At 68.0% G+C, this 18,193-nt stretch carries 18 protein-coding genes and 1 other RNA gene; 15 read left to right on the top strand and 4 right to left on the bottom strand.

Annotation, left to right across the window (positions count from 1 at the left end; all coding sequences use genetic code 11):
• The first annotated feature begins 9 nt into the window (after positions 1–9).
• The 4 genes from FHS47_RS17710 (at position 10) to pepQ (ending at position 4,710) form a co-directional block, all read left to right on the top strand.
• Complete coding sequence (locus FHS47_RS17710) at positions 10–2,211, top strand: DUF1631 family protein (protein ID WP_167031307.1); 2,202 nt, start codon at positions 10–12, stop codon at positions 2,209–2,211.
• Positions 2,208–2,555: a PilZ domain-containing protein gene (locus tag FHS47_RS17705; RefSeq protein WP_167031301.1), complete on the top strand. Its 348-nt coding sequence runs from the start codon at positions 2,208–2,210 to the stop codon at positions 2,553–2,555. Before FHS47_RS17710 ends, FHS47_RS17705 begins: the two co-directional genes overlap by 4 nt.
• Positions 2,556–2,571: 16 nt before the next feature.
• Positions 2,572–3,225, top strand: coding sequence for a hypothetical protein (locus FHS47_RS17700; RefSeq protein ID WP_167031298.1), 654 nt, complete (start codon positions 2,572–2,574; stop codon positions 3,223–3,225).
• Positions 3,226–3,387: 162 nt separating this feature from the next.
• On the top strand, positions 3,388–4,710 hold the full coding sequence (pepQ, locus tag FHS47_RS17695; RefSeq protein WP_167031294.1) for a Xaa-Pro dipeptidase: 1,323 nt from the start codon (positions 3,388–3,390) through the stop codon (positions 4,708–4,710).
• Positions 4,711–4,817: 107 nt separating this feature from the next.
• Here the strand turns inward: pepQ and FHS47_RS17690 are convergent, their stop codons facing one another.
• Entirely contained in the window at positions 4,818–6,110 is a 1,293-nt protein-coding gene (locus FHS47_RS17690; protein ID WP_282097591.1) for an aminopeptidase P N-terminal domain-containing protein, read from the bottom strand.
• Positions 6,107–6,673 (bottom strand): UPF0149 family protein, encoded by a 567-nt coding sequence (locus FHS47_RS19630; protein ID WP_208382119.1) that lies wholly within the window; start codon positions 6,671–6,673, stop codon positions 6,107–6,109. Before FHS47_RS19630 ends, FHS47_RS17690 begins: the two co-directional genes overlap by 4 nt.
• Before the next feature lie 95 nt (positions 6,674–6,768).
• Here FHS47_RS19630 and FHS47_RS17685 point away from each other — a divergent pair, with 95 nt between their 5' ends.
• The 11 genes from FHS47_RS17685 to FHS47_RS17635 all read left to right on the top strand — a co-directional run bounded on the left by FHS47_RS17685 (position 6,769) and on the right by FHS47_RS17635 (position 16,446).
• Positions 6,769–6,993: a TIGR02449 family protein gene (locus FHS47_RS17685; protein WP_166701332.1), complete on the top strand. Its 225-nt coding sequence runs from the start codon at positions 6,769–6,771 to the stop codon at positions 6,991–6,993.
• An 8-nt stretch (positions 6,994–7,001) separates the two neighbouring features.
• Positions 7,002–7,310 (top strand): cell division protein ZapA, encoded by a 309-nt coding sequence (locus FHS47_RS17680; RefSeq protein ID WP_167031288.1) that lies wholly within the window; start codon positions 7,002–7,004, stop codon positions 7,308–7,310.
• Positions 7,311–7,317: 7 nt separating this feature from the next.
• Positions 7,318–7,500, top strand: a non-coding RNA gene (ssrS, locus tag FHS47_RS17675) — 6S RNA.
• A gap of 111 nt (positions 7,501–7,611) precedes the next feature.
• Positions 7,612–8,223, top strand: coding sequence for a 5-formyltetrahydrofolate cyclo-ligase (locus tag FHS47_RS17670; protein WP_167031285.1), 612 nt, complete (start codon positions 7,612–7,614; stop codon positions 8,221–8,223).
• Positions 8,202–8,678 (top strand): EVE domain-containing protein, encoded by a 477-nt coding sequence (locus FHS47_RS17665; protein ID WP_247741530.1) that lies wholly within the window; start codon positions 8,202–8,204, stop codon positions 8,676–8,678. Before FHS47_RS17670 ends, FHS47_RS17665 begins: the two co-directional genes overlap by 22 nt.
• Positions 8,675–9,331, top strand: coding sequence for a ribose-5-phosphate isomerase RpiA (rpiA, locus tag FHS47_RS17660; RefSeq protein WP_167031279.1), 657 nt, complete (start codon positions 8,675–8,677; stop codon positions 9,329–9,331). Before FHS47_RS17665 ends, rpiA begins: the two co-directional genes overlap by 4 nt.
• A 127-nt stretch (positions 9,332–9,458) precedes the next feature.
• A complete protein-coding gene (gene rmuC / locus FHS47_RS17655; RefSeq protein ID WP_167031275.1) occupies positions 9,459–10,910 on the top strand; it encodes a DNA recombination protein RmuC in 1,452 nt (483 codons plus the stop codon).
• A gap of 159 nt (positions 10,911–11,069) precedes the next feature.
• Positions 11,070–11,666, top strand: a complete 597-nt coding sequence (gene folE, locus FHS47_RS17650) for a GTP cyclohydrolase I FolE (RefSeq protein ID WP_167031273.1) — start codon at positions 11,070–11,072, stop codon at positions 11,664–11,666.
• 2 nt (positions 11,667–11,668) lie between these two features.
• A complete protein-coding gene (locus FHS47_RS17645; RefSeq protein ID WP_167031270.1) occupies positions 11,669–12,979 on the top strand; it encodes a hypothetical protein in 1,311 nt (436 codons plus the stop codon).
• A complete protein-coding gene (locus FHS47_RS17640) occupies positions 12,972–13,661 on the top strand; it encodes a hypothetical protein (protein ID WP_208382118.1) in 690 nt (229 codons plus the stop codon). The genes FHS47_RS17645 and FHS47_RS17640 overlap by 8 nt, the downstream gene beginning before the upstream one ends.
• Complete coding sequence (locus tag FHS47_RS17635; RefSeq protein ID WP_167031267.1) at positions 13,654–16,446, top strand: AAA family ATPase; 2,793 nt, start codon at positions 13,654–13,656, stop codon at positions 16,444–16,446. The genes FHS47_RS17640 and FHS47_RS17635 overlap by 8 nt, the downstream gene beginning before the upstream one ends.
• 51 nt (positions 16,447–16,497) lie before the next feature.
• Here FHS47_RS17635 and FHS47_RS17630 read toward each other — a convergent pair whose 3' ends face one another.
• Complete coding sequence (locus FHS47_RS17630) at positions 16,498–16,878, bottom strand: hypothetical protein (protein ID WP_167031264.1); 381 nt, start codon at positions 16,876–16,878, stop codon at positions 16,498–16,500.
• A 274-nt stretch (positions 16,879–17,152) separates the two neighbouring features.
• A complete protein-coding gene (gene cysK / locus FHS47_RS17625) occupies positions 17,153–18,109 on the bottom strand; it encodes a cysteine synthase A (RefSeq protein WP_167031261.1) in 957 nt (318 codons plus the stop codon).
• Positions 18,110–18,193 lie beyond the last annotated feature (84 nt).

Genomic DNA, 18,193 nt, shown 5'->3' with positions numbered 1-18,193 from the left:
CCTGATCGCATGAGTGCAGGCACGCAGCCGCCGTACGGCCGGACGGGACCGCATCCCGTCGCCCTGTCGCCGCGTGCCCAACGCGAAGCGCAACAGGGGCTGTCGCTTTGCCTCACCTGGCTGGACATGCCACTGCGCGAAGCGCTGCGCGACGTGGACCGCCGCCTGTTCGCGGCGGCGGAAGCCAGCCGCAACCACCTGGAACAGCAGGCGTGTTTCGAAAGCCGCCTCATCGTCGAGCGCGAAGGGCCCGCCTTCCGCAACCGGTTCGCGGCGCACCTGTCCGATCGCTTCCGTCGCCTGGGCGATGTGCAGGAGGCCAAGCCGGGAAGTGCGAACACGGAGCACCTCACCTTGAGCCTGGTGGACCCCGAAGAGCAGGAGCAGGCCGATGCGCTCGCGAGCATGGCCGCGCGCGCCGAGGCGCGCAGCGCCAGCAGCCTGTTCGAACTGGGCTTCCGCCTTGCCGTACTGGCGGGCACCGCGCCGCTCGAGGGCGAAGCGCTGCCGGCGGGGCCCCGGGCCCTGGCCGCCGCGCTCGAGGCCGCGGTGGCGCCGATGCCGCTGTCGAATCCGCACCGCCTGCTGCTGTTCCAGGCCGTGGACACGCACGTTCTCGGCCACGGCGATGCCTTCTACGGCGCATTGAACGAGCACTACCGTACACGCGGCATCCTGCCCGGATTCCGCGTCTATCCCAACGTGCGTATTGCCGCATCGCCTACCGCCGAACGGCGCGGCAAGGCCGCCGAGGCGTCGGGCGAACCGGCGTCGGGCACCGCGCCGGCCACGACGGAAGGACACATCGGCGTGCTGGAAGGCCTGCGCGCGCTGCTGGCCAGCCGGATCGAGGCCGGCCGGGGCGCCGGGTTCTCGCCCGGGCGGCTGGCATCCGACGACGAACTGCAGACCGCGCTGCTCGCGCTGCAAGGCCACGTAAGCGACGTGGCGGACGCGGCGCAACGGGAAATACGCAGCGCGCAGGCCCTGCGCGACGAACTCATCCACCAGCTCAATCTCGGCCGCCCCGCCGGTTCGCCGCCGGCGGAACTCACGCTGGAACAGAACGACACGGTCGAGCTGACCGCGATGCTGTTCCAGAGCCTGGGGCAGCAGATCGCGGCCACGAGCCCCGGCCACGCCGTGCTCGGCGGCCTGCAATGGCCCATGCTGCGGGCGGCGGTGAACGACCGGGGCTTCTTCGATCAGGCCGAGCATCCCGCCCGCCAGCTCCTGGACACGGTGGGAGAAGCGGCACAGCACTGGCTCGACCCTGCGGAGGGCGAACCGGACGCGGCGCTGGTCGACCGCCTGGAGCGGCTCGTGGTCGAGGCCAGCCATGCGCAGGTCATCGACCCGACGTGGCGCGCGGACATCGAACAGCAGATCGCACTGCTTTCGCGCAAGGCGCACGTGGCCGAGCGCCGGCAGATCGAAGCGATGGAGGGGCGCGACCGCCTGGAGCGCGCACGCCAGCGCGCCACGGAAATCATGAACGAGCACATGGTGCGCGGCGCCGCGCCGCGTGGCGTGCTGCGCATCCTGCTGGAACGCACATGGGCGGACGTGCTCGCGCTGCACATCCTGCGCGGTGGCGAGACCGGCGAAGCCTTTCTCTATTGCCTCGGCGTCACCGACCAGTTGCTGGGCAGGCGCCCCATCGTCGATCCCCAGAAACTCCGCCAGGACGTGGAGCGCGGCCTCGAACACCTGGGCATGCATGCCGCCGAGGCGGCGCAGGTGGCGGCGGGTGTCTTCGAGCCCCCCGGCGAGCAGCACGACGAAGGCCTCACGCCCACCGACATCGCCTTGCGGCTGAAGCAGCGACCGCGCCTCGGCGAGGGCACGGCGCACGGCGAGCCCGTCGCGCCGGTGCAGCCCACGCCCCTGGATCCTGCGGCGCAGGCGATCTACGACGGGTTCGGTAGCCTGCGTTTCGGCACGTGGTTCGAATTCGTCCGGCCGGAAGGCGGCGTGACCCTGCGCAAGCTCGCGTGGTTCTCGCCCGGCACCGGACGCTGCCTGTTCGTGAACCAGCGCGGCAGCCGCAGCGAAGACATCGACCTTACCCGCCTCGCCCGGCTCATCGCCAGCGGCGAGGCGCGCGAATGGAAGGAACAGCGCATGTCCATCGTCGACCGCGCATGGCGCGCCGTCGCGCGTAACCTGCGGCGTGAAAACGCGCGCGAGCGCATGGCGGGGCACGCATGAACCGGGACTTCGAACAGCGGCGCGCGCCGCGCAAGCGCGCCACCTCGCCCATGCCCGTCACGGACGTGATGACCGACCGCGTGCTCGGGCAGCTCGGCAACCTTTCGGCGACCGGCATGTTGCTGCTCGGCCCCCACGCGCCGCTACACGGCGGCATTCACCAGGTGGCCTTCACGCTGCACGACGCACAACATCGCGAACATCGGGTCGAGATCGGCATCCAGGAGCAATGGCACGAACCGGCGGCGTCGGCGGGCCAGTACTGGTCCGGATACCGCATCGTCGCGGCAAGCGACGACGACGTACGTGCCATCGACGAATGGATCGGACCACCCGCGGACTGAACGGAAGCCCCATACCATGCTTTACGACGCACCCGGCGGAAGCCCACCATCTCTGCTCATGAGCGACGCCACCACCATCCTCGTCGACACCCAGCTCGAGCGCGACGACGCGGCGGCGGCGGCGACGGATCTTTACCGCCACCTGGTGGGCGACGGCACCATCGCCGCCCTCCCAAGCGCGGACGAGGAGGCACGATTCCGGGTGCTGGACGAACGCTTCGTCGCTGAAACCGGCATACGCGCCATCGGCCTGCATGCCAGCGGACATCGCTGGACGGAGGACGGTCACGGCGGTGCCCACCTCGTGGACGGCGGCCGGGAAAACGGCATCTTTTGCCGCTACGACGGTGGCTTCACTATCCGTTGTCCCGACTGCCAGGCCGCCCTTTCGTTGGGCGAGGAAGGAAGCGACGCGCTGGAGGAAGCGCTGGTGGTGTGGTGCGACGCACCCGACTCGGCCTATGTGGCGTGCCCCTCCTGCGCCACCTGGACGCCGCTGCACCACTGGCGTTCGCCGTCCCACGATTTCGCCGTGGGCCATTTCGCCATCACGCTTTACGGCGCGCACCTGAAGGGCCTGCTGGGCGGCAACGAGTATGCCGCCACGCTCCTGCGCCACCGCCTGGGCGACATCGCCGGCGATTACACCGTCGTCTTCGCCAAGGCATAGCGCGCCTCCTGTGGGAGCCGCTTCAGCGGCGATCCCGCGGCAGCGGGCCAGCGTACGCCGAGCACCCCATCGCCGCTGAAGCGGCTCCCACAGGTGCCGGGCTTGGCTCAGGCAGCACGGAGGCGCACCATTGCGGTTTGCCCCACGTCCCCGGAGATACCCATGAACGACGCGCTGGCCGCGCTCTACCCCCAGCACCTCGCCACCTTGCGCGAGCGCACGGACACCGCGCTGGCCCGCGGCGGATTCGACCACCTCGTGGTGCCGGCGGGCCGGCCCATCACGAAGTTCCTCGACGATCAGGACTATCCGTTCGTCGCGAATCCGCATTTCAAGCATTGGCTGCCGCTCGTCGACGCGCCGGGAAGCTGGCTCGTCTACACCCCGGGCGAGAAACCGAAGCTGGTGTTTCTGCAGCCGCGCGACTACTGGCACGTGGTGCCCGAGGCGCCGTCGGGATACTGGGTGGAATACTTCGACATCGTCGTGGTGCGCAAACCGGCCGATGCGATCGCCGAGCTGCCGGCCGCACTGTCCCGCTGCGCCATCATCGGCGACCAGTACTGCAACCTGCAGGAAGTCTGCGCAAACAATCCGCCGGCCGTGGTCGACCACCTGCACTACCACCGCGCTTACAAGACGCCGTACGAACTGGAACTGATGCGCGAGGCCAGCCGCCGCGGCACGCGCGGGCATCGCGCCGCGGAACGCGCGTTCCGCCAGGGCGAGAGCGAGCTGGGCATCCACCTCGCCTACCTCACGGCCGTGGGCCAGATCGACGCCGAGTTACCGTACGCGAGCATCGTCGGGCTCAACGAACACGGCGCGGTGCTGCATTACACGAACTTCGATCGCCGCGCTCCGGCGGAAAGCCGTTCGTTCCTCATCGACGCCGGCGCCAGCGCTTCGGGCTACGCCAGCGACATCACCCGCACGTACGCCGGCAGCCATGCGTCCGAATTCCAGGCACTGATCGACTCGGTCGATGCCGCGGAACGCTCCTTCGTGGCGAAGGTACGCGCTGGCCAGAACTACGCCGACCTGCACGTGCATGCCCACCACGTGCTCGCCGGCGTGCTGCGCGATCACGGGTTCATCCGGATGAGCCCGGAAAGCGCGGTGGAGTCGGGCGTGTCGTCGGCCTTTTTCCCGCACGGGCTGGGCCACGGCATTGGCCTGCAGGTGCACGACGTGGCGGGCTTCCAGGCGTCCGAGACCGGCGGCACCATCGCCAAGCCGGAAGGGCATCCGTACCTGCGTCTCACCCGCCCACTCGAAGCGGGCATGGTGGTGACGATCGAACCGGGTATCTACTTCATCGACATGCTGCTGGCCGAACTGAGGAACAAGCCGTTCTCGGGCGAGATCGACTGGGCGAAGGTGGACGCGTTCCGCCAGTACGGCGGCATTCGCATCGAGGACGACGTGGTCTGCACCGCGGGCGAGCCGGAGAACCTGACGCGCGATGCATTCGCGTTGCTGTAACCAGGTATCGGAGCATTGTGGGAGCCGGCTATGCCGGCGATCCCGCGGCAGCGGGCAAACTTTCCGCGAGCACCCATCGCCGCTGAAGCGGCTCCCACAACGCGCTCCTACCGCTCCAGGGCTTCCGGGGTCTTCGGCACCATCGCCGTCATGACCTCCGGCGCCCCATTCGTCACCGCCACATCGTCCTCGATGCGGATGCCGATGCCGCGCCACCGTTCGTCCACGCGCTTGTCGCCCGGCGGCACGTAGATGCCCGGCTCCACCGTCACCACCATGCCTTCCTCGAGCACCCGCGGTTCGCCGTCGATGCGGTAGTCGCCCACGTCGTGCACGTCCAGGCCCAGCCAGTGCCCGGTCTTGCTGGGGAAATACGCCTTGTAGCTTCCCTCCGCGATGACGCGGTCGGCGCCGCCGCGGAGGATGCCGACGGCGCACAGGCCCTCGGCGATGATCCGCACGGCGGCGTCGTGGGCGTCGCCGAAGGACCGCCCGGGGCGCACCGCGTCGATGGCCGCGAGCTGCGCCTCGTGCACGATCTCGTAAAGCGCCCGCTGCTCCTTCGTGAACCGCCCTCCCACCGGGAACGTGCGGGTGATGTCGGAGGCGTAGCAATGCACTTCCGCGCCGGCATCCACCAGCAGCAGATCGCCGTCCTTCAACATGGCCCGGTTGGCCTGGTAATGCATGATGCAGGCATTGCTGCCACCGGCCACCGTGGGCGGGAAGGCCGGCACGGCGCCCTGCCCCCGAATGCTGCGGAGGATCTCGCCCTCCACTTCGTACTCCGCCACGCCGGGTCGGGCAATGGCCATGGCGGCCAGGTGCGCGGCGCCGGCCACCTCGGCGGAGCGGCGCATGAGTGCCAGTTCGTCGCGCGACTTGAACAGACGGAGGTCGTGCAACAGGTGGCCCAGTGCCACCAGGTCTTTCGGCACCACTCCACCGCCCCGCGCGGTGCGCAAGCGGCGCATCCAGGCCAGCAGGCGCGCATCGAAATCGGGTTCCTGCCCGAAATGGCAGTACACCCGCGAACGGCCTTCGATCATGCCCGGAAGGATGTCGTCGATATCGTCGATGGGAAAGGCATCGTCGAGGCGCAGTTCGCGCGCTGCGCGATCGGTGCCCATCCGCTCGCCGTCCCAGCGTTCGCGATCGGCGTCGCGCTCGCGGCAGAACAGCACGCTTTCGCCGTGCGCACGGCCCGGCAGGAGGGCCAGTACGGCGTCCGGCTCGTCGAAGCCGGTGAGGTAGTGGAAATCCGAGTCCTGGCGGTAGGGCCAGGGGGCATCGGCGTTGCGCATGCGCTCCGGCGCGGCGGCAAGAATCAGCACCGCGTCCTCGCCGGCCATGCGCATCAGCTCCCGGCGGCGCCGGGCGTACTCGGTCGCGGGGATCAATGCAGCGTGTCGCTCGGCGGGTGGTTCCTGGGGCCGGCCTCGGCGTGGAGCAACAGCGCGCCGACGCGAACGAACTCCTCGATCTCCGTGAGCGATTCCTCGTCGCCCTCCACGTCCTCGTCGAGCTCGAACTCGCTGGCGGCGATCGTCGCCATGTCGCGGAGCACTTCGCGGGCGTCCTCGCTCAGGTCTTTCGCCTTCTCGGCCGTGCCGCCGAGGCCGAAACCGCCGAGGAAGCCCCGCGTCCATTCGGTCAGGCCCTCCGCCCGCTCGGCCAGCGGCGCATCTTCTTCGGGCAGCCAGGGCCCGAAGGTGAGGTCGGTATCGGCCAGCCAGGCCTCGGTCTGGTGCCGCAGCCGGGTCAGCATCGCTTCTTCGTCGGCGGTGGGTGCCGGGTCGGGTTCGAATTTCAGGTCGTCCAGCAGCGATCCGGCGCCGAAGCGCCCGCCCGCACTGATATACCCGACCAGCGAGCCATGGAATTCGCTGACCGAGGTGGCCAGCTTGCAGCGCCCGATGAGTTCGGCGATGTCTTCGGGGTCGACGGTCTGGTTGGCCGACATGGCGGAAACTCCTTCGGGCGTGGCAGCAAAGTCTAATGCAGACGGCGCGATCGACGGACTGCCGACAAGGCCGGCCCTCCTGTTATAGTCCGCGCATGACGAACCCGGATGCCTTCAAGACCGAACTGGAAGCCTTGAGCGCCACGCTCGACCGGCTCGTCGACACCGTGCGCCGGCTCTCCGAGGAAAACCGCAGCCTGCGGCACAGCCAGGAGCAGCTGGCGAACGAACGCGCAGGACTCATGGCACGCAACGAACAGGCGCGCAGCCGTGTGGAAGCGATGATCCAGCGCCTCAAGGCGCTCGAGAACACAGGCTGATCCGTCACATGAATGCAACCGCCAGTGAACCGGTATCCCTGCGCCTGCTCGACCGCGAGTTTCACATCGCCTGCGCCCCCGAGGAACGCCCCGGCCTGATCGCCGCCGCCCAGTTCCTCGACGGCAAGATGCGCGAGCTGAAATCCAATGCGAAGGTGCCCGGCTTCGACCGCATCGCCGTTCTCGCCGCCGTCAGCATCGCTCACGAATTGCTCACGTTGCGGAAGGAGCACGACTCCCAGGAACAGGTGCTGACCGACGGTCTGGCCTCGCTGCGCAGAAAGCTTGATGGTCTGCTCGACGCGTCGGTAAAATAGCCCCGGGCGTTCCCTGCGGTGTTCGCCAGCGCACTTTACATTTGCCTTGTTCCTACATACGACCCCGGGTCGGCTTTTCGCGACTGTTGTGCATGTCCGCCTCGTACGGAAAGCCTTGAAGTTGCGTAGCCCTCCCACCTGATCCTTTGGATCAAGGTCGTTTGGTGCGCAGCGGCATCGCGGAGAACGCCTCTCCATTTACAGCCGGCCGGTTCCCAAGGGGCCGGTCAGCGTCGTACCCGCGGCACCGGGTGCGGCGGCTCGACGGCGACCTTGCCTGTGCCGTTCAGCTGAACGACCCATGTCAAAGCTTCCCGAGAGACGTGAACTGCGAGCCGACCTCGTGCAGCGCCGCCGCCAGCTGAAACCGGCCGAGCGCGTCGCGGCAGCCCAGGGGTTGCGCCAATCGCTGGAACAATTGCCGGAATTCCTCACCGACACGCACGTGGCCGGCTATTGGGCCACGGGCGGCGAGCTGCCGCTCAACCTGGCCATCGCGCCCATGGCCGAACGCGGGCAGACCTTCTACCTCCCCGTCATCACGAAGTCGGGCGGCAAGCGCAGGCTCACCTTCGCGCCGTGGACCACCGGCGAGGACGTCGAAACCAACGAAATGGGCATTCCCGAGCCGAAGGCCGCCCAGCGTATCGTCGAGGCCAGCGCACTCGACCTGGTGCTGGTGCCGCTGCTCGGTTTCGACCGCCGTGGCAATCGCCTTGGCTTCGGCGGCGGCTACTACGACCGCAGCTTCGAGTTCCTGCGCGGGCAGAAACGCCCGGCCAAGCCGCTGCTGGTCGGCGTGGCCTACGACTTCCAGGAACTCGACGCCATCGAGACCGCCGAGTGGGACATCTCCCTCGACTACGTGGCGACGGACAAGGAACTCATCGACTGCACGGGCGGCGATGCATGAAGTACTGGCTCATGAAGTCCGAGCCGGACACCTTCTCCATCGACGACCTGAAACGTAAAGGCGTCGAAGCCTGGGACGGCGTGCGCAACTACCAGGCACGCAACTTCATGCGCGACGGCATGAAGGTCGGCGACAAGATCTTCTTCTACCACTCGAACACCGAGGTGCCCGGCATCGTGGGCATCGCGTCCGTGGCGTCGCCCGCCTATCCGGACGAGAGCCAGTTCAACCCCAAATCCAAGTACTACGACGAGAAAAGCACGCGCGAGGAACCGCGCTGGGTGCTGGTCGACGTGAAATTCGAGCGCAAGCTGGCACGCACCATCTCGCTCGAAGAACTGAAAGGCATCGACGAACTCGCCGACATGCCGCTGGTGCGCAAGGGCAATCGCCTTTCCGTGATGCCGGTGGCAAAGAGCGACTGGGATTTCATCCTGAAGCTGGAAAAGCCATGAGCCAGGACAACGAGAAGCGTCTCGCCGCCGAAACCGCCGCTTTCAAGTACGTGGGCAACGGCTCGTTCAAGGACGGCATCCTGGGCGTGGGCACCGGCTCCACGGTGAATTTCTTCATCGACGAACTGGCGCTGTACCGCGACCGCATCAAGGCGGCCGTGTCCAGCTCCGAGGCATCCACCGAACGGCTGCGCAAGCTCGGCATCGACGTGATCGACCTCAACGCCGCCGGCCGCCTGGATCTCTACGTGGACGGCGCGGACGAGTGCGATCCGCACAAATGCCTGATCAAGGGCGGCGGCGCCGCCCTCACCCGCGAAAAGATCGTGGCTGCCGCGTCCGATCTCTTCGTGTGCATCATCGACGCGAGCAAGCAGGTCGACGTGCTGGGCAAGTTTCCGCTGCCCATCGAAGTCATCCCCATGGCCCGCAGCCACGTAGCCCGTGAAATCGTGGCGCGCGGCGGCCAGCCCGTGTGGCGCGATGGCGTGGTCACCGACAACGGCAACTGGATCCTCGACGTGCACGGTTGGCGCATCACCAATCCCGTGGAACTCGAAGCCGACCTCAACCAGATCGTCGGCGTCGTGGCGGTGGGCCTCTTCGCGAAGCGCCCCGCCGACGTGGTCATCGTGGGCAATCGCGAGATCTGAGACCGGTAGAAGGGATGATCGCCGACTGTGGGAGCCGGCTGCGCCGGCGGTCCCGCGGCAGCGGGCAGGCTCGCCGCGAGCACCCATCGCCGCTGAAGCGGCTCCCACAGTCGGTTAATCTCGCTCCATGACGCCCGAAACCACTCTCCTCATTGTCCTGCTGCTGGCCGTGCTGGCCTGCCTCGGGGTGCTCATCGTCCTTCTCGCCCGTGGCCGGCAGGACGATGGCAGCGCCGCCCGCTTCGAGGCCTTGCGTGACGACACCCGCCGCCTCGAAACCCTCATTCGCGAAGAACAGCGTGCAGGAAGGGGCGAACTCGGCGAAAGCTTCGCGCAGTTCCGCGGCCATGTGCAGGAGCAGTTGCAGACGGCGGCCGAACGCCAGCACGAGCGCATCGAGGGCTTCGGGCGCCGGCTCGACCAGCTCACCGAGCGCACCGACAACGGCCTGCAATCGCTGCGCCTCGGCCTGGCCGACGATTCGCGCAAGACGCGCGAGGAATCCGCGCTCACGCTGAAGCACTTCGGCGAACTCATCGACCAGCGCTTCAGCGCACTCACCGCCGAGAACGAAAAACGCCTGGCCGAGGTCCGTGCCACGCTGGAGACGCGATTGGGCGCCATCCAACAGGACAACGCGGCCAAGCTCGAACAGATGCGCGCCACCGTGGACGAAAAGCTCCAGGCCACGCTGGAAACGCGCCTCGGGCAGTCGTTTCAGCTGGTGTCCGAGCGCCTGGAAGCCGTGCAGCGCGGTCTCGGCGAAATGCAGGTACTCGCCGCCGGCGTGGGCGACCTGAAACGCGTGCTGACCAACGTGAAGACGCGCGGCACCTTCGGCGAGGTGCAGCTCGGGGCCTTGCTCGAGCAGATCCTCATCGCCGAGCAATACGCGGCCAACGTCGCCACCGTGCCGGGTTCCGCCGAGCGGGTGGAGTTCGCCATCCGGCTGCCGGGCACCGACGACGGCGGCCCCGTCTGGCTGCCCATCGACGCCAAATACCCGGTGGAAGACTACCAGCGCCTGCTCGACGCGCAGGACGCCGCCGATGCGGAGGGCGCCCAGGCGGCGGGCAAGGCATTGGAACTGCGCGTGCGCGAGGAAGCCAAACGCATCCGCGCCAAGTACATCGCGCCGCCGCATACGACCGATTTCGCCATCCTCTTCCTGCCCAGCGAAGGGCTGTACGCGGAAGTGATCCGCCGGCCGGGCCTTTCCGATCAGTTGCAGCGCGAATGCAGGGTCACGGTGGCAGGCCCCACCACGCTCACTGCCCTGCTCAACAGCCTCCAGATGGGCTTCCGCACGCTGGCCATCGAGAAGCGCTCCTCCGAGGTCTGGCACGTGCTGGCGGCAGTGAAGAACGAATTCGGAAAGTTCGCCACGGTGCTGGAAAAAACCCGGAAGCAGTTGGACACGGTGCGCAACAGCATCGACACCGCCGGCGTCCGCACCCGCGCCATCGAGCGCAAGCTGCGCGGCGTGGAATCCCTGGGGTCGGAGGAAAGCCAGGATCTGCTCGACCTGGTCCCGGGCCTGGACGATGGGGATACCGACGGCACCGAAACCTCGGACTGAGGGGCAGGTTGTGGGAGCCGGCTATGCCGGCGATCCCGCGGCAGCGGGCCGCCTGCCGCGAGCACCCATCGCCGCTGAAGCGGCTCCCACAGGAGGCGGCTCCAGCGCGATGCAACAACGGTACAATGCCCGTTTGTACCCGCGAAGGAACCACCCCCGATGAGCGACGACGCCAAGCCCCGTCCGGTCAGCCGCGAACAGGCCGAAGAGGCCGTGCGCACGTTGCTGCTGTGGGCGGGCGAGGACCCGAAGCGCGAAGGCCTGCTCGACACGCCCAAGCGGGTGGTGAAGGCCTACTCGGACTGGTTCCGCGGCTATGACGAAGACCCGGCGGAGTATCTGCGCCGCACCTTCGAGGAAGTGGAAGGCTACGACGAGATGATCGTGCTGCGCGACATCGAGTTCGAGAGCCACTGCGAGCACCACATGGCCCCGATCATCGGCCGTGCCCACGTGGGCTACGTGCCCACCGACCGCGTGGTCGGCATCAGCAAGCTGGCCCGCGTCGTCGACGGCTTCGCGCGCCGCTTCCAGGTGCAGGAAAAGCTCACCGCGCAGATCGCGCACTGCATCGAGGACACCCTGCGGCCGCGCGGCGTGGGCGTGGTGATCGACGCCAGCCACGAGTGCATGACCACGCGCGGCGTGCACAAGCGCGGCGTGTCGATGGTCACCAGCCAGATGCTCGGCAGCTTCCGCGAAGATCCCCGCACACGCAGCGAGTTCCTCCGCTTCGTCGGCGTCGACCGCCGCTAGCCTTGAGCGGACCGGCCGACACTACCGTCCACGACGAACGCCTGCAGGATCTTTTCCGCGAAGGTGTCGTCGCGGAAGACCTGCCCATGGTCTTCCCGCTCCTGCGCGGGCGCGACCTGCTGCGCACGTTCTCCGCGCTGTTCCACGGCGCCGAGGCGCAGGTGCTGCTTCGCCTGCTGGTATTGCGCACGCTCGGCGGCCGCTCGCATGCCACGGAGTGGACGCCCCAGGAGATACGCGACCACCTCGCCTTCGTCGATCCGGTGAAGCTGGAAACCGTGGTGCAGCGCCTGAGGGATCACGACCTGCTCGTGTACGACGGCGAGACGATGCGTTACCGCGTCGGCCCGCTCGGCCGGAAAGCGCTCGCCGCGCTTGCCGCCATGCTGGAATTCGAGAACGACGATGACGACGGCCTCGGCTATCTCACGGCGCAGCTCGCGGCGGGACAGGCCGTGGGCCGCGTGTCTGTCGACGAACTCGGGCACCTGCTTTCCCGCCTCACCGAACTGAAGGAAGACTTCGACCGCGCCGTACTGTCCGGTTCGGAATATCGCATCCGACGCGCTGCCGAACGACTCGATTCCGTGTGGACCTGGGTGGAGAAAGGCACCGAGGTGGTCGCCGCCATCACGGAGAACGACAACCTCGAACCCGTGGCGCACCGCCTCGCGCAAGCCGTGGGCCGTGCGCAGAGCGCCCTGCTCCGCCAGGCCGGCACCTTCCAGCGCGAACTCAACAAGATCGACCAGCACCGCGTGCACCTCGGCCGCACGGGACTCTCGTCGTCGGACCTGGTGGGGTGGCTGCGAGCGCAGGATATCGACACCCTGGCTTCCTTCGAGGACGGCCAGTTGCTGCTGCCCCTGCCCGCGCCCTTCATTCACGACCAGATCGCGCTCGACGTCGCCGAATTCGAACTGCTCGAGCGCGAACGCCTCGCCGCGGAGAGCACCGCGCTCCCGGGCGCGGAAGAACCACCCGACACCGCCGACCTGCCGATGGACGAGGAAGACCTGCGCTTCCTCGAGGCATGGCATGCGGAACTGGCGCAGGTGGTGCAGCCGTTGGAACTGGAAGCCACGCTCGTAGGCGACGATTACGCCCTTTCCGCCTACCGGCTCTCGCTGCTCGGCCTGCTCGGCGACCCCGAGTCGGCGGCGCTGGAAGGCGGCACCGCCGACCTCGCCCGCTTGCCGCTCGCCCTCGAAATCGAGCCTCGCCTGATCGAGACAGACCTTCCCCAGATCGCGCTGGTCAGCGCCGGACGCCTGCGTCCCCGCGCCGCCGCGAAGGACAACGACGATGCATGACGACACCGCCAGCCTGGTCACCCGGCTGCTTGCGCAGCGCTGGCTGCCGCGCGACGACGCACAGGCGCGCAAGGCGTTGCTGGACGAAGCATTCCGCGAAGACCTCGACCGCCGCCTCGAAGCAGTGGGCCTCGAACTGCGCGAACACCCATACGCCGCGTACATCGGCCTGGCCGTCGCGAGGAAGAGCGAGCGCGCCGTCTTCGGTGGCAGCGACAGCTGGATCTCCAACACCCTGCAACTGGACCGCGACGGCGTGGCCCTGCTGGTGGTCATCTGGGCGCTCATCGTGCTGCCGAAGCGCCAGCGCCAGGTCGAGCGCCAGGCGGTCGAGGCCGCCGCATCGCAAAGCCAGATGTTCGCCGAAGAAAAGCCGATACCGCGCGATCCCTCGCTTTCGCCCGTGATCGCCGAGCGCACGCTGCTCGCGGACTTCGGCGAGAAGCTGGGCGGCAAGACCCGCGTGGGCTTCAATCTCGGCACGCTGAACCGCCTCGGTTTCATCGTGCGTCGCAAGGGCGAAGTGGCTGAAGGTCCGCTGCTCGACCTCGCCTTCGACTACGAGCGCACCGCGCGGCGCATTCTCGACGGCGCGCTGGGCGACCTGCTGGGAACCGCCTCGGCGCGGGCATTATCTGCCGCCGATGCGGCCTCCACCGAAGGCGACGACGACGATGTTTGATTTCCGCAGCCTCGAAGTCGTGCACTGGGACTACTGGCAGCGTTTCAGCCTGCCGCTGGATACGAACATCGTCACGGTGGTGGGTCCGAACGGGTCGGGCAAGACCACGCTGCTCGACGCCCTGCGCACGCTGCTCACGATCGACTGCGCGGGAAACCGCGACTACAAGAGCTATCTCCGCCACAACGGCAAGCCATTCGCATGGCTGCGGGCCCGCGTGGGTAACACGCCGGGGCCCAGTGGCGAACGTCCGTTCTTTCCGCTGATGGACCGCGAGGTCACCCTCGCCTGCCGCATCCAGAAGAAAGGCGGTGAATGGACGCGCCAGTACGCCGTGCTCGGCGGCGACGTGGGCATCGAAGAGATCGAACAACGCGGCGAGTTTCTCGGCCTGCGTGAATATCGCGTGCGGCTGGAAGGTGCCGGGCTGTCGCAGGCAATCCGCCGGGTGCTCACGCTCGAACAGGGCGCCACGGACAAGCTCTGCCAACTCCCGCCGAAGGCGTTGCTCGACCTCGTGTTCGACGTGTTCGGCGACAAGGCCGTGCTCGACGATTACCAGCGCGCACGCAACGAGCAGATGGAAGCCGACCGTGAGCAGCACGGGCTGGAGCACCAGCTGTCGCTGATCGGCGTGAGTCTCCAGGAAGCGGAAGCGCGCGCACGCTCGTTCCAGGAATTCAATGCGCTGAAGACCGAGCGCGTGGAGCTTGTGTCGGACATCCTGCCCCGCACGGAACTGGCCGATCTCGGAGCCGGCATCCGCGGGGCACGCCCCCAGCTCACCGGCGTGAAGCGGCGCGTGGCGGAACTCGAACGACGCGACAGCGAACTCACGCGCCAACTGGGCGAATGGGATGCCAATGGCGAGACATTGCGCGCCGAGCAGCACGAGGCCGACCTCGCTCGCCAGCAGACGCAGAAGAGCCTCGACGCCGCCCGCGCGGAGCTGGCGCAGAACGACCTGCTGATCAAACAGGAAGCGCGGTTGCGCGAAATGGTGGCCGCGCAGGGCGGTGCCGACCACGAGCGCCTTGCGGACGTCGCGCGCGACGCGCGCGCCCGGGTGAACCAGTTGCAGGGCGAGGAAGCGCGCTTGCGGCAGGATCTCGCCACCCTGACCAGCCAGTTGTCCGCCTGGCGGAGCGGCCGCCGCTACACGCCCGATTTCGAGGCCTCGTTCCGCCGTGCACTCGACGATGCGGGCATCCGCCACAGCATGCTCAGCGAGATCGTGGAGATCGTGGAGCCCCGCTGGCAGCCGGCGGTGGAAGCCGTGCTGGCCGGCTACCGCCACGTGGTGCTCCTTGATGATCCGCGCGATCGCGAAAGGGCATGGAAGCTCGGCGAACAGCACCGCTACAAGCACTTCGTGGTCGCCGACCGAGCACCCGCGGAAAGCGCCACGCGGGGTTCGTTGCTGGAAGTGGTGGCGTTCTCCGCCCCTGCGCCCGACTGGCTGCTGCGCAACCTCGACCGCATCCGTCGCGTCGACGACGTGGCGGAAGGCGCGAAGTTCGGGCGCGAGCAGGACTGGATCACCCCGCAGGGCTATTTCCGCGAACGTCGCGGTGGCCGCCACCTCGGCGTCGACGACATGTACTTCGGCGCAGCCGCGCGCGAGCGTCAGCTGCGCGATGGCGAGGCGAAGCTGCGCGACGTGGAGGCTCGCCTGCGCGACATCGCGGCCGAACGCAAGGAGGCGCTTGCGCGAGCGAGCGACGCCGAAGCGGTCCTGCGCGGTGCAAGTGCCAGCAGCCAGCTGGCCGACCGCACGGACGAATTCACCGAGGCACGCGAGCAGCAGGCCAGGTTGCGCGAAGACGTGCAACGCGCGGCCGACAGCCATGTCGCCGCGGAAGCCCACTACGAGGCGGTCAGGGAAAAACGCCTCAAGACATCGAACGCCCGCGACAACGCGGCACGGGAGCAGCGTGACGTGCAACGCCAGCTCGCCGACGCCGTGCGCCAGTACCACCAGCTGCGAAGCGAGCAGGTCGAGCGGCTGAAGGCCTTCCGGGCGAAGCGCGCGCACGTGCCCCCGCATGTCCGTGGCCGTGCTGCCACTGCCGCGTTGCGCGAGCGCTATGAGTCGCCGGCGGCGGTACGCCGCGAGATCGAGCGTGTGGAACGGCGGCTGGACGAAGGGCACTGGGAGCAGGATCCCACCGTCCTGGCGCTTCGCGAAAAGCTGCTCTCGGACCACGAGGGCCTGAAGCACGACCTGGAAAAGCGCCGTGTCCACCTCGAGCGTTCATCACGCATCACCCACGAGGCACGGGGTGCGTACATCCAGGTGCTGCGCAACACCGTGCGCCGCTATGCGAAGAACCTGAAGGTGCTTGCCGAACTCGCCGGCATCGGCGTGGAGGTAGACCTGCCCGAGCTGAGCAACGACGACCTCGCGCTCGCTTCCGCCGCCTTGCACGTACGTTTCGAGTTCGACAAGAAGGGCTGGATCGGCATGGACGACGGCGAAGCCTCCGGCGGACAGCAGGTGATGAAGTCGTTGCTGCTCCTGGTGGCGCTGATGCGCGACGAGGATCGCCCCGGCGGTTTCGTCTTCATCGATGAGCCCTTCGCCCACCTCGATATCTTCAACATCGACAAGGTGGGCGCGTTCCTGAAGAGCACGCGCGCGCAGTACATCCTGACCACGCCCGCGACGCACAACGTGAACGTGTTCCAGCCCTCGGAACTCACGCTGGTAACGAGCAAACGGCGCCCGGGTGCGACCTGGGCGCAACCGCTCGCCGTATTGCGGCGACGTTCCAATGCGGCGTGAACCGCCGCCCCTCTCTGCGCACGGGGGGGCCGGCGTTTCACCGCGACATCGTCAATAGAAACCCGACTCGCCCGGCACCGGATTGTCTTCCCCAGAGCCGTCCAGCGCATCGCCGCTGCTGTTCGTGGGGCGCTGGCGCGTGGGATCGTGTTCGTCGTAGTCGTCGTGGGTGTACCGCGCGCGGCGCGCCAGCACGTACGCCGTAACAAGCGCACCGATGCCGACGCCAACAGCCACGCTGATTGCGGGGTGCCGGCGCACGCCGCGCGTGGCGCCGCCAAACGCGTCGCTCGCCATCATGCCGGCCCGTCCGGCGTATTCGCGCGCCGCCCCGAAGGCCTCGTGCGGATGGCTTCCCATCGTGGCGCCGGCGATGCGATGGGCGCGGCCGAGCAATTCTTCGCCCACGCTCTTGCTACGGAAAAATGTCATGGCAGGTGGCCTCCTTCGTTCGAGGACCCCACGCTGACGCTTGGCGCGTGACGGCAGCGCAGTGTCGGCGTGGCGTCTCGATGACGGCCGCCGACACTTTGAGCCGGGCCATGCCGGCGATCCCGCGGCAGCGGGCACGCCCACGCAAGCCCCATCACCGCTGAAGCGGCTCCCACAAAAAGCCGTCTGCTCTGTGTGGGAGCCGGCTATGCCGGCGATCCCGCGGCAGCGGGCACGTCCACGCAAGCCCCCATCGCCGCCGAAGCGGCCCCGGTCAGGACAGACTGCTTAACCACGCCTCGTCGGTGCCTTCCTCCACCCCCTCGAACAGGAACGTCGAGAGGTAGCGCTCGCCGGTATCGGGAAGCATGGCCAGGATGACGCTGCCCTTTTCGGCGCTTTTGGCATATTCGAGTGCGGCGGCCACCGTGGCGCCCGCAGACACGCCCACGAACACACCTTCTTCGGATGCCAGCCGGCGGGCCGTGTCCCGCGCCACTACCTCGTCCACCGGGATATCCACGTCGAAGATCTTCCGGTTCAGGACGTCGGGCACGAAGTCCGGCGTCCAGCCCTGGATCTTGTGCGGCGACCAGGGCTTGTCCTGGAGCATCGAGGCCACGGCCGGCTCGGCCACCACGATCTTCACCTCCGGCCGAGCCACCTTGAGCACCTCCCCCACGCCGGTAAGCGTGCCGCCCGTGCCCCAGCCCGTGACGAAGGCATCCAGGCGGCGCCCCGCGAAATCCTGCTGAATCTCGGCGGCCGTGGTGTTGCGGTGGTACGCCGGATTGGCGGGGTTCTGGAACTGGCGGGGCAGGAACCAGCCGTGCTTCGCGGCAAGCTCCTCGGCCTTGCGGACCATGCCGCTGCCGCGCTCGGCCGCAGGCGTCAGGATCACCTTGGCGCCATAGGCGCGCATCAGTTTGCGTCGCTCCACGGAGAAACTGTCGGCCATGGTCGCCACGAACTTGTAGCCCTTGGCCGCGCAGACCATCGCGAGGGCAACGCCGGTATTGCCGGAGGTGGCTTCGATCACGGTATCGCCGGGCTTCAGCAGCCCCTTCTGCTCGGCGTCGAGGATCACGGCGATGGCCAGGCGGTCCTTCACGGACCCACCGGGATTGAACGATTCCACCTTCGCGTAGAGCGTGACGTGCGCGGGGGCGACGCGGTGCAGGCGCACGACCGGCGTGCGGCCGATGGTGTCGAGGATGCTGTCATGAATCATGGAAGCTTTCCTTGGATGGGGTCTGCCAAAGGCCAAAGGTACTCCTGCCCGGCACGGGGCGACAAACGCCCTGCATTCGCGCAG

Origin of the sequence: Luteibacter sp. SG786, from assembly GCF_011759605.1 — a bacterium.
Taxonomy (GTDB): Bacteria; Pseudomonadota; Gammaproteobacteria; order Xanthomonadales; family Rhodanobacteraceae; genus Luteibacter.
This window is presented reverse-complemented; position numbering and strand designations above follow the sequence as displayed.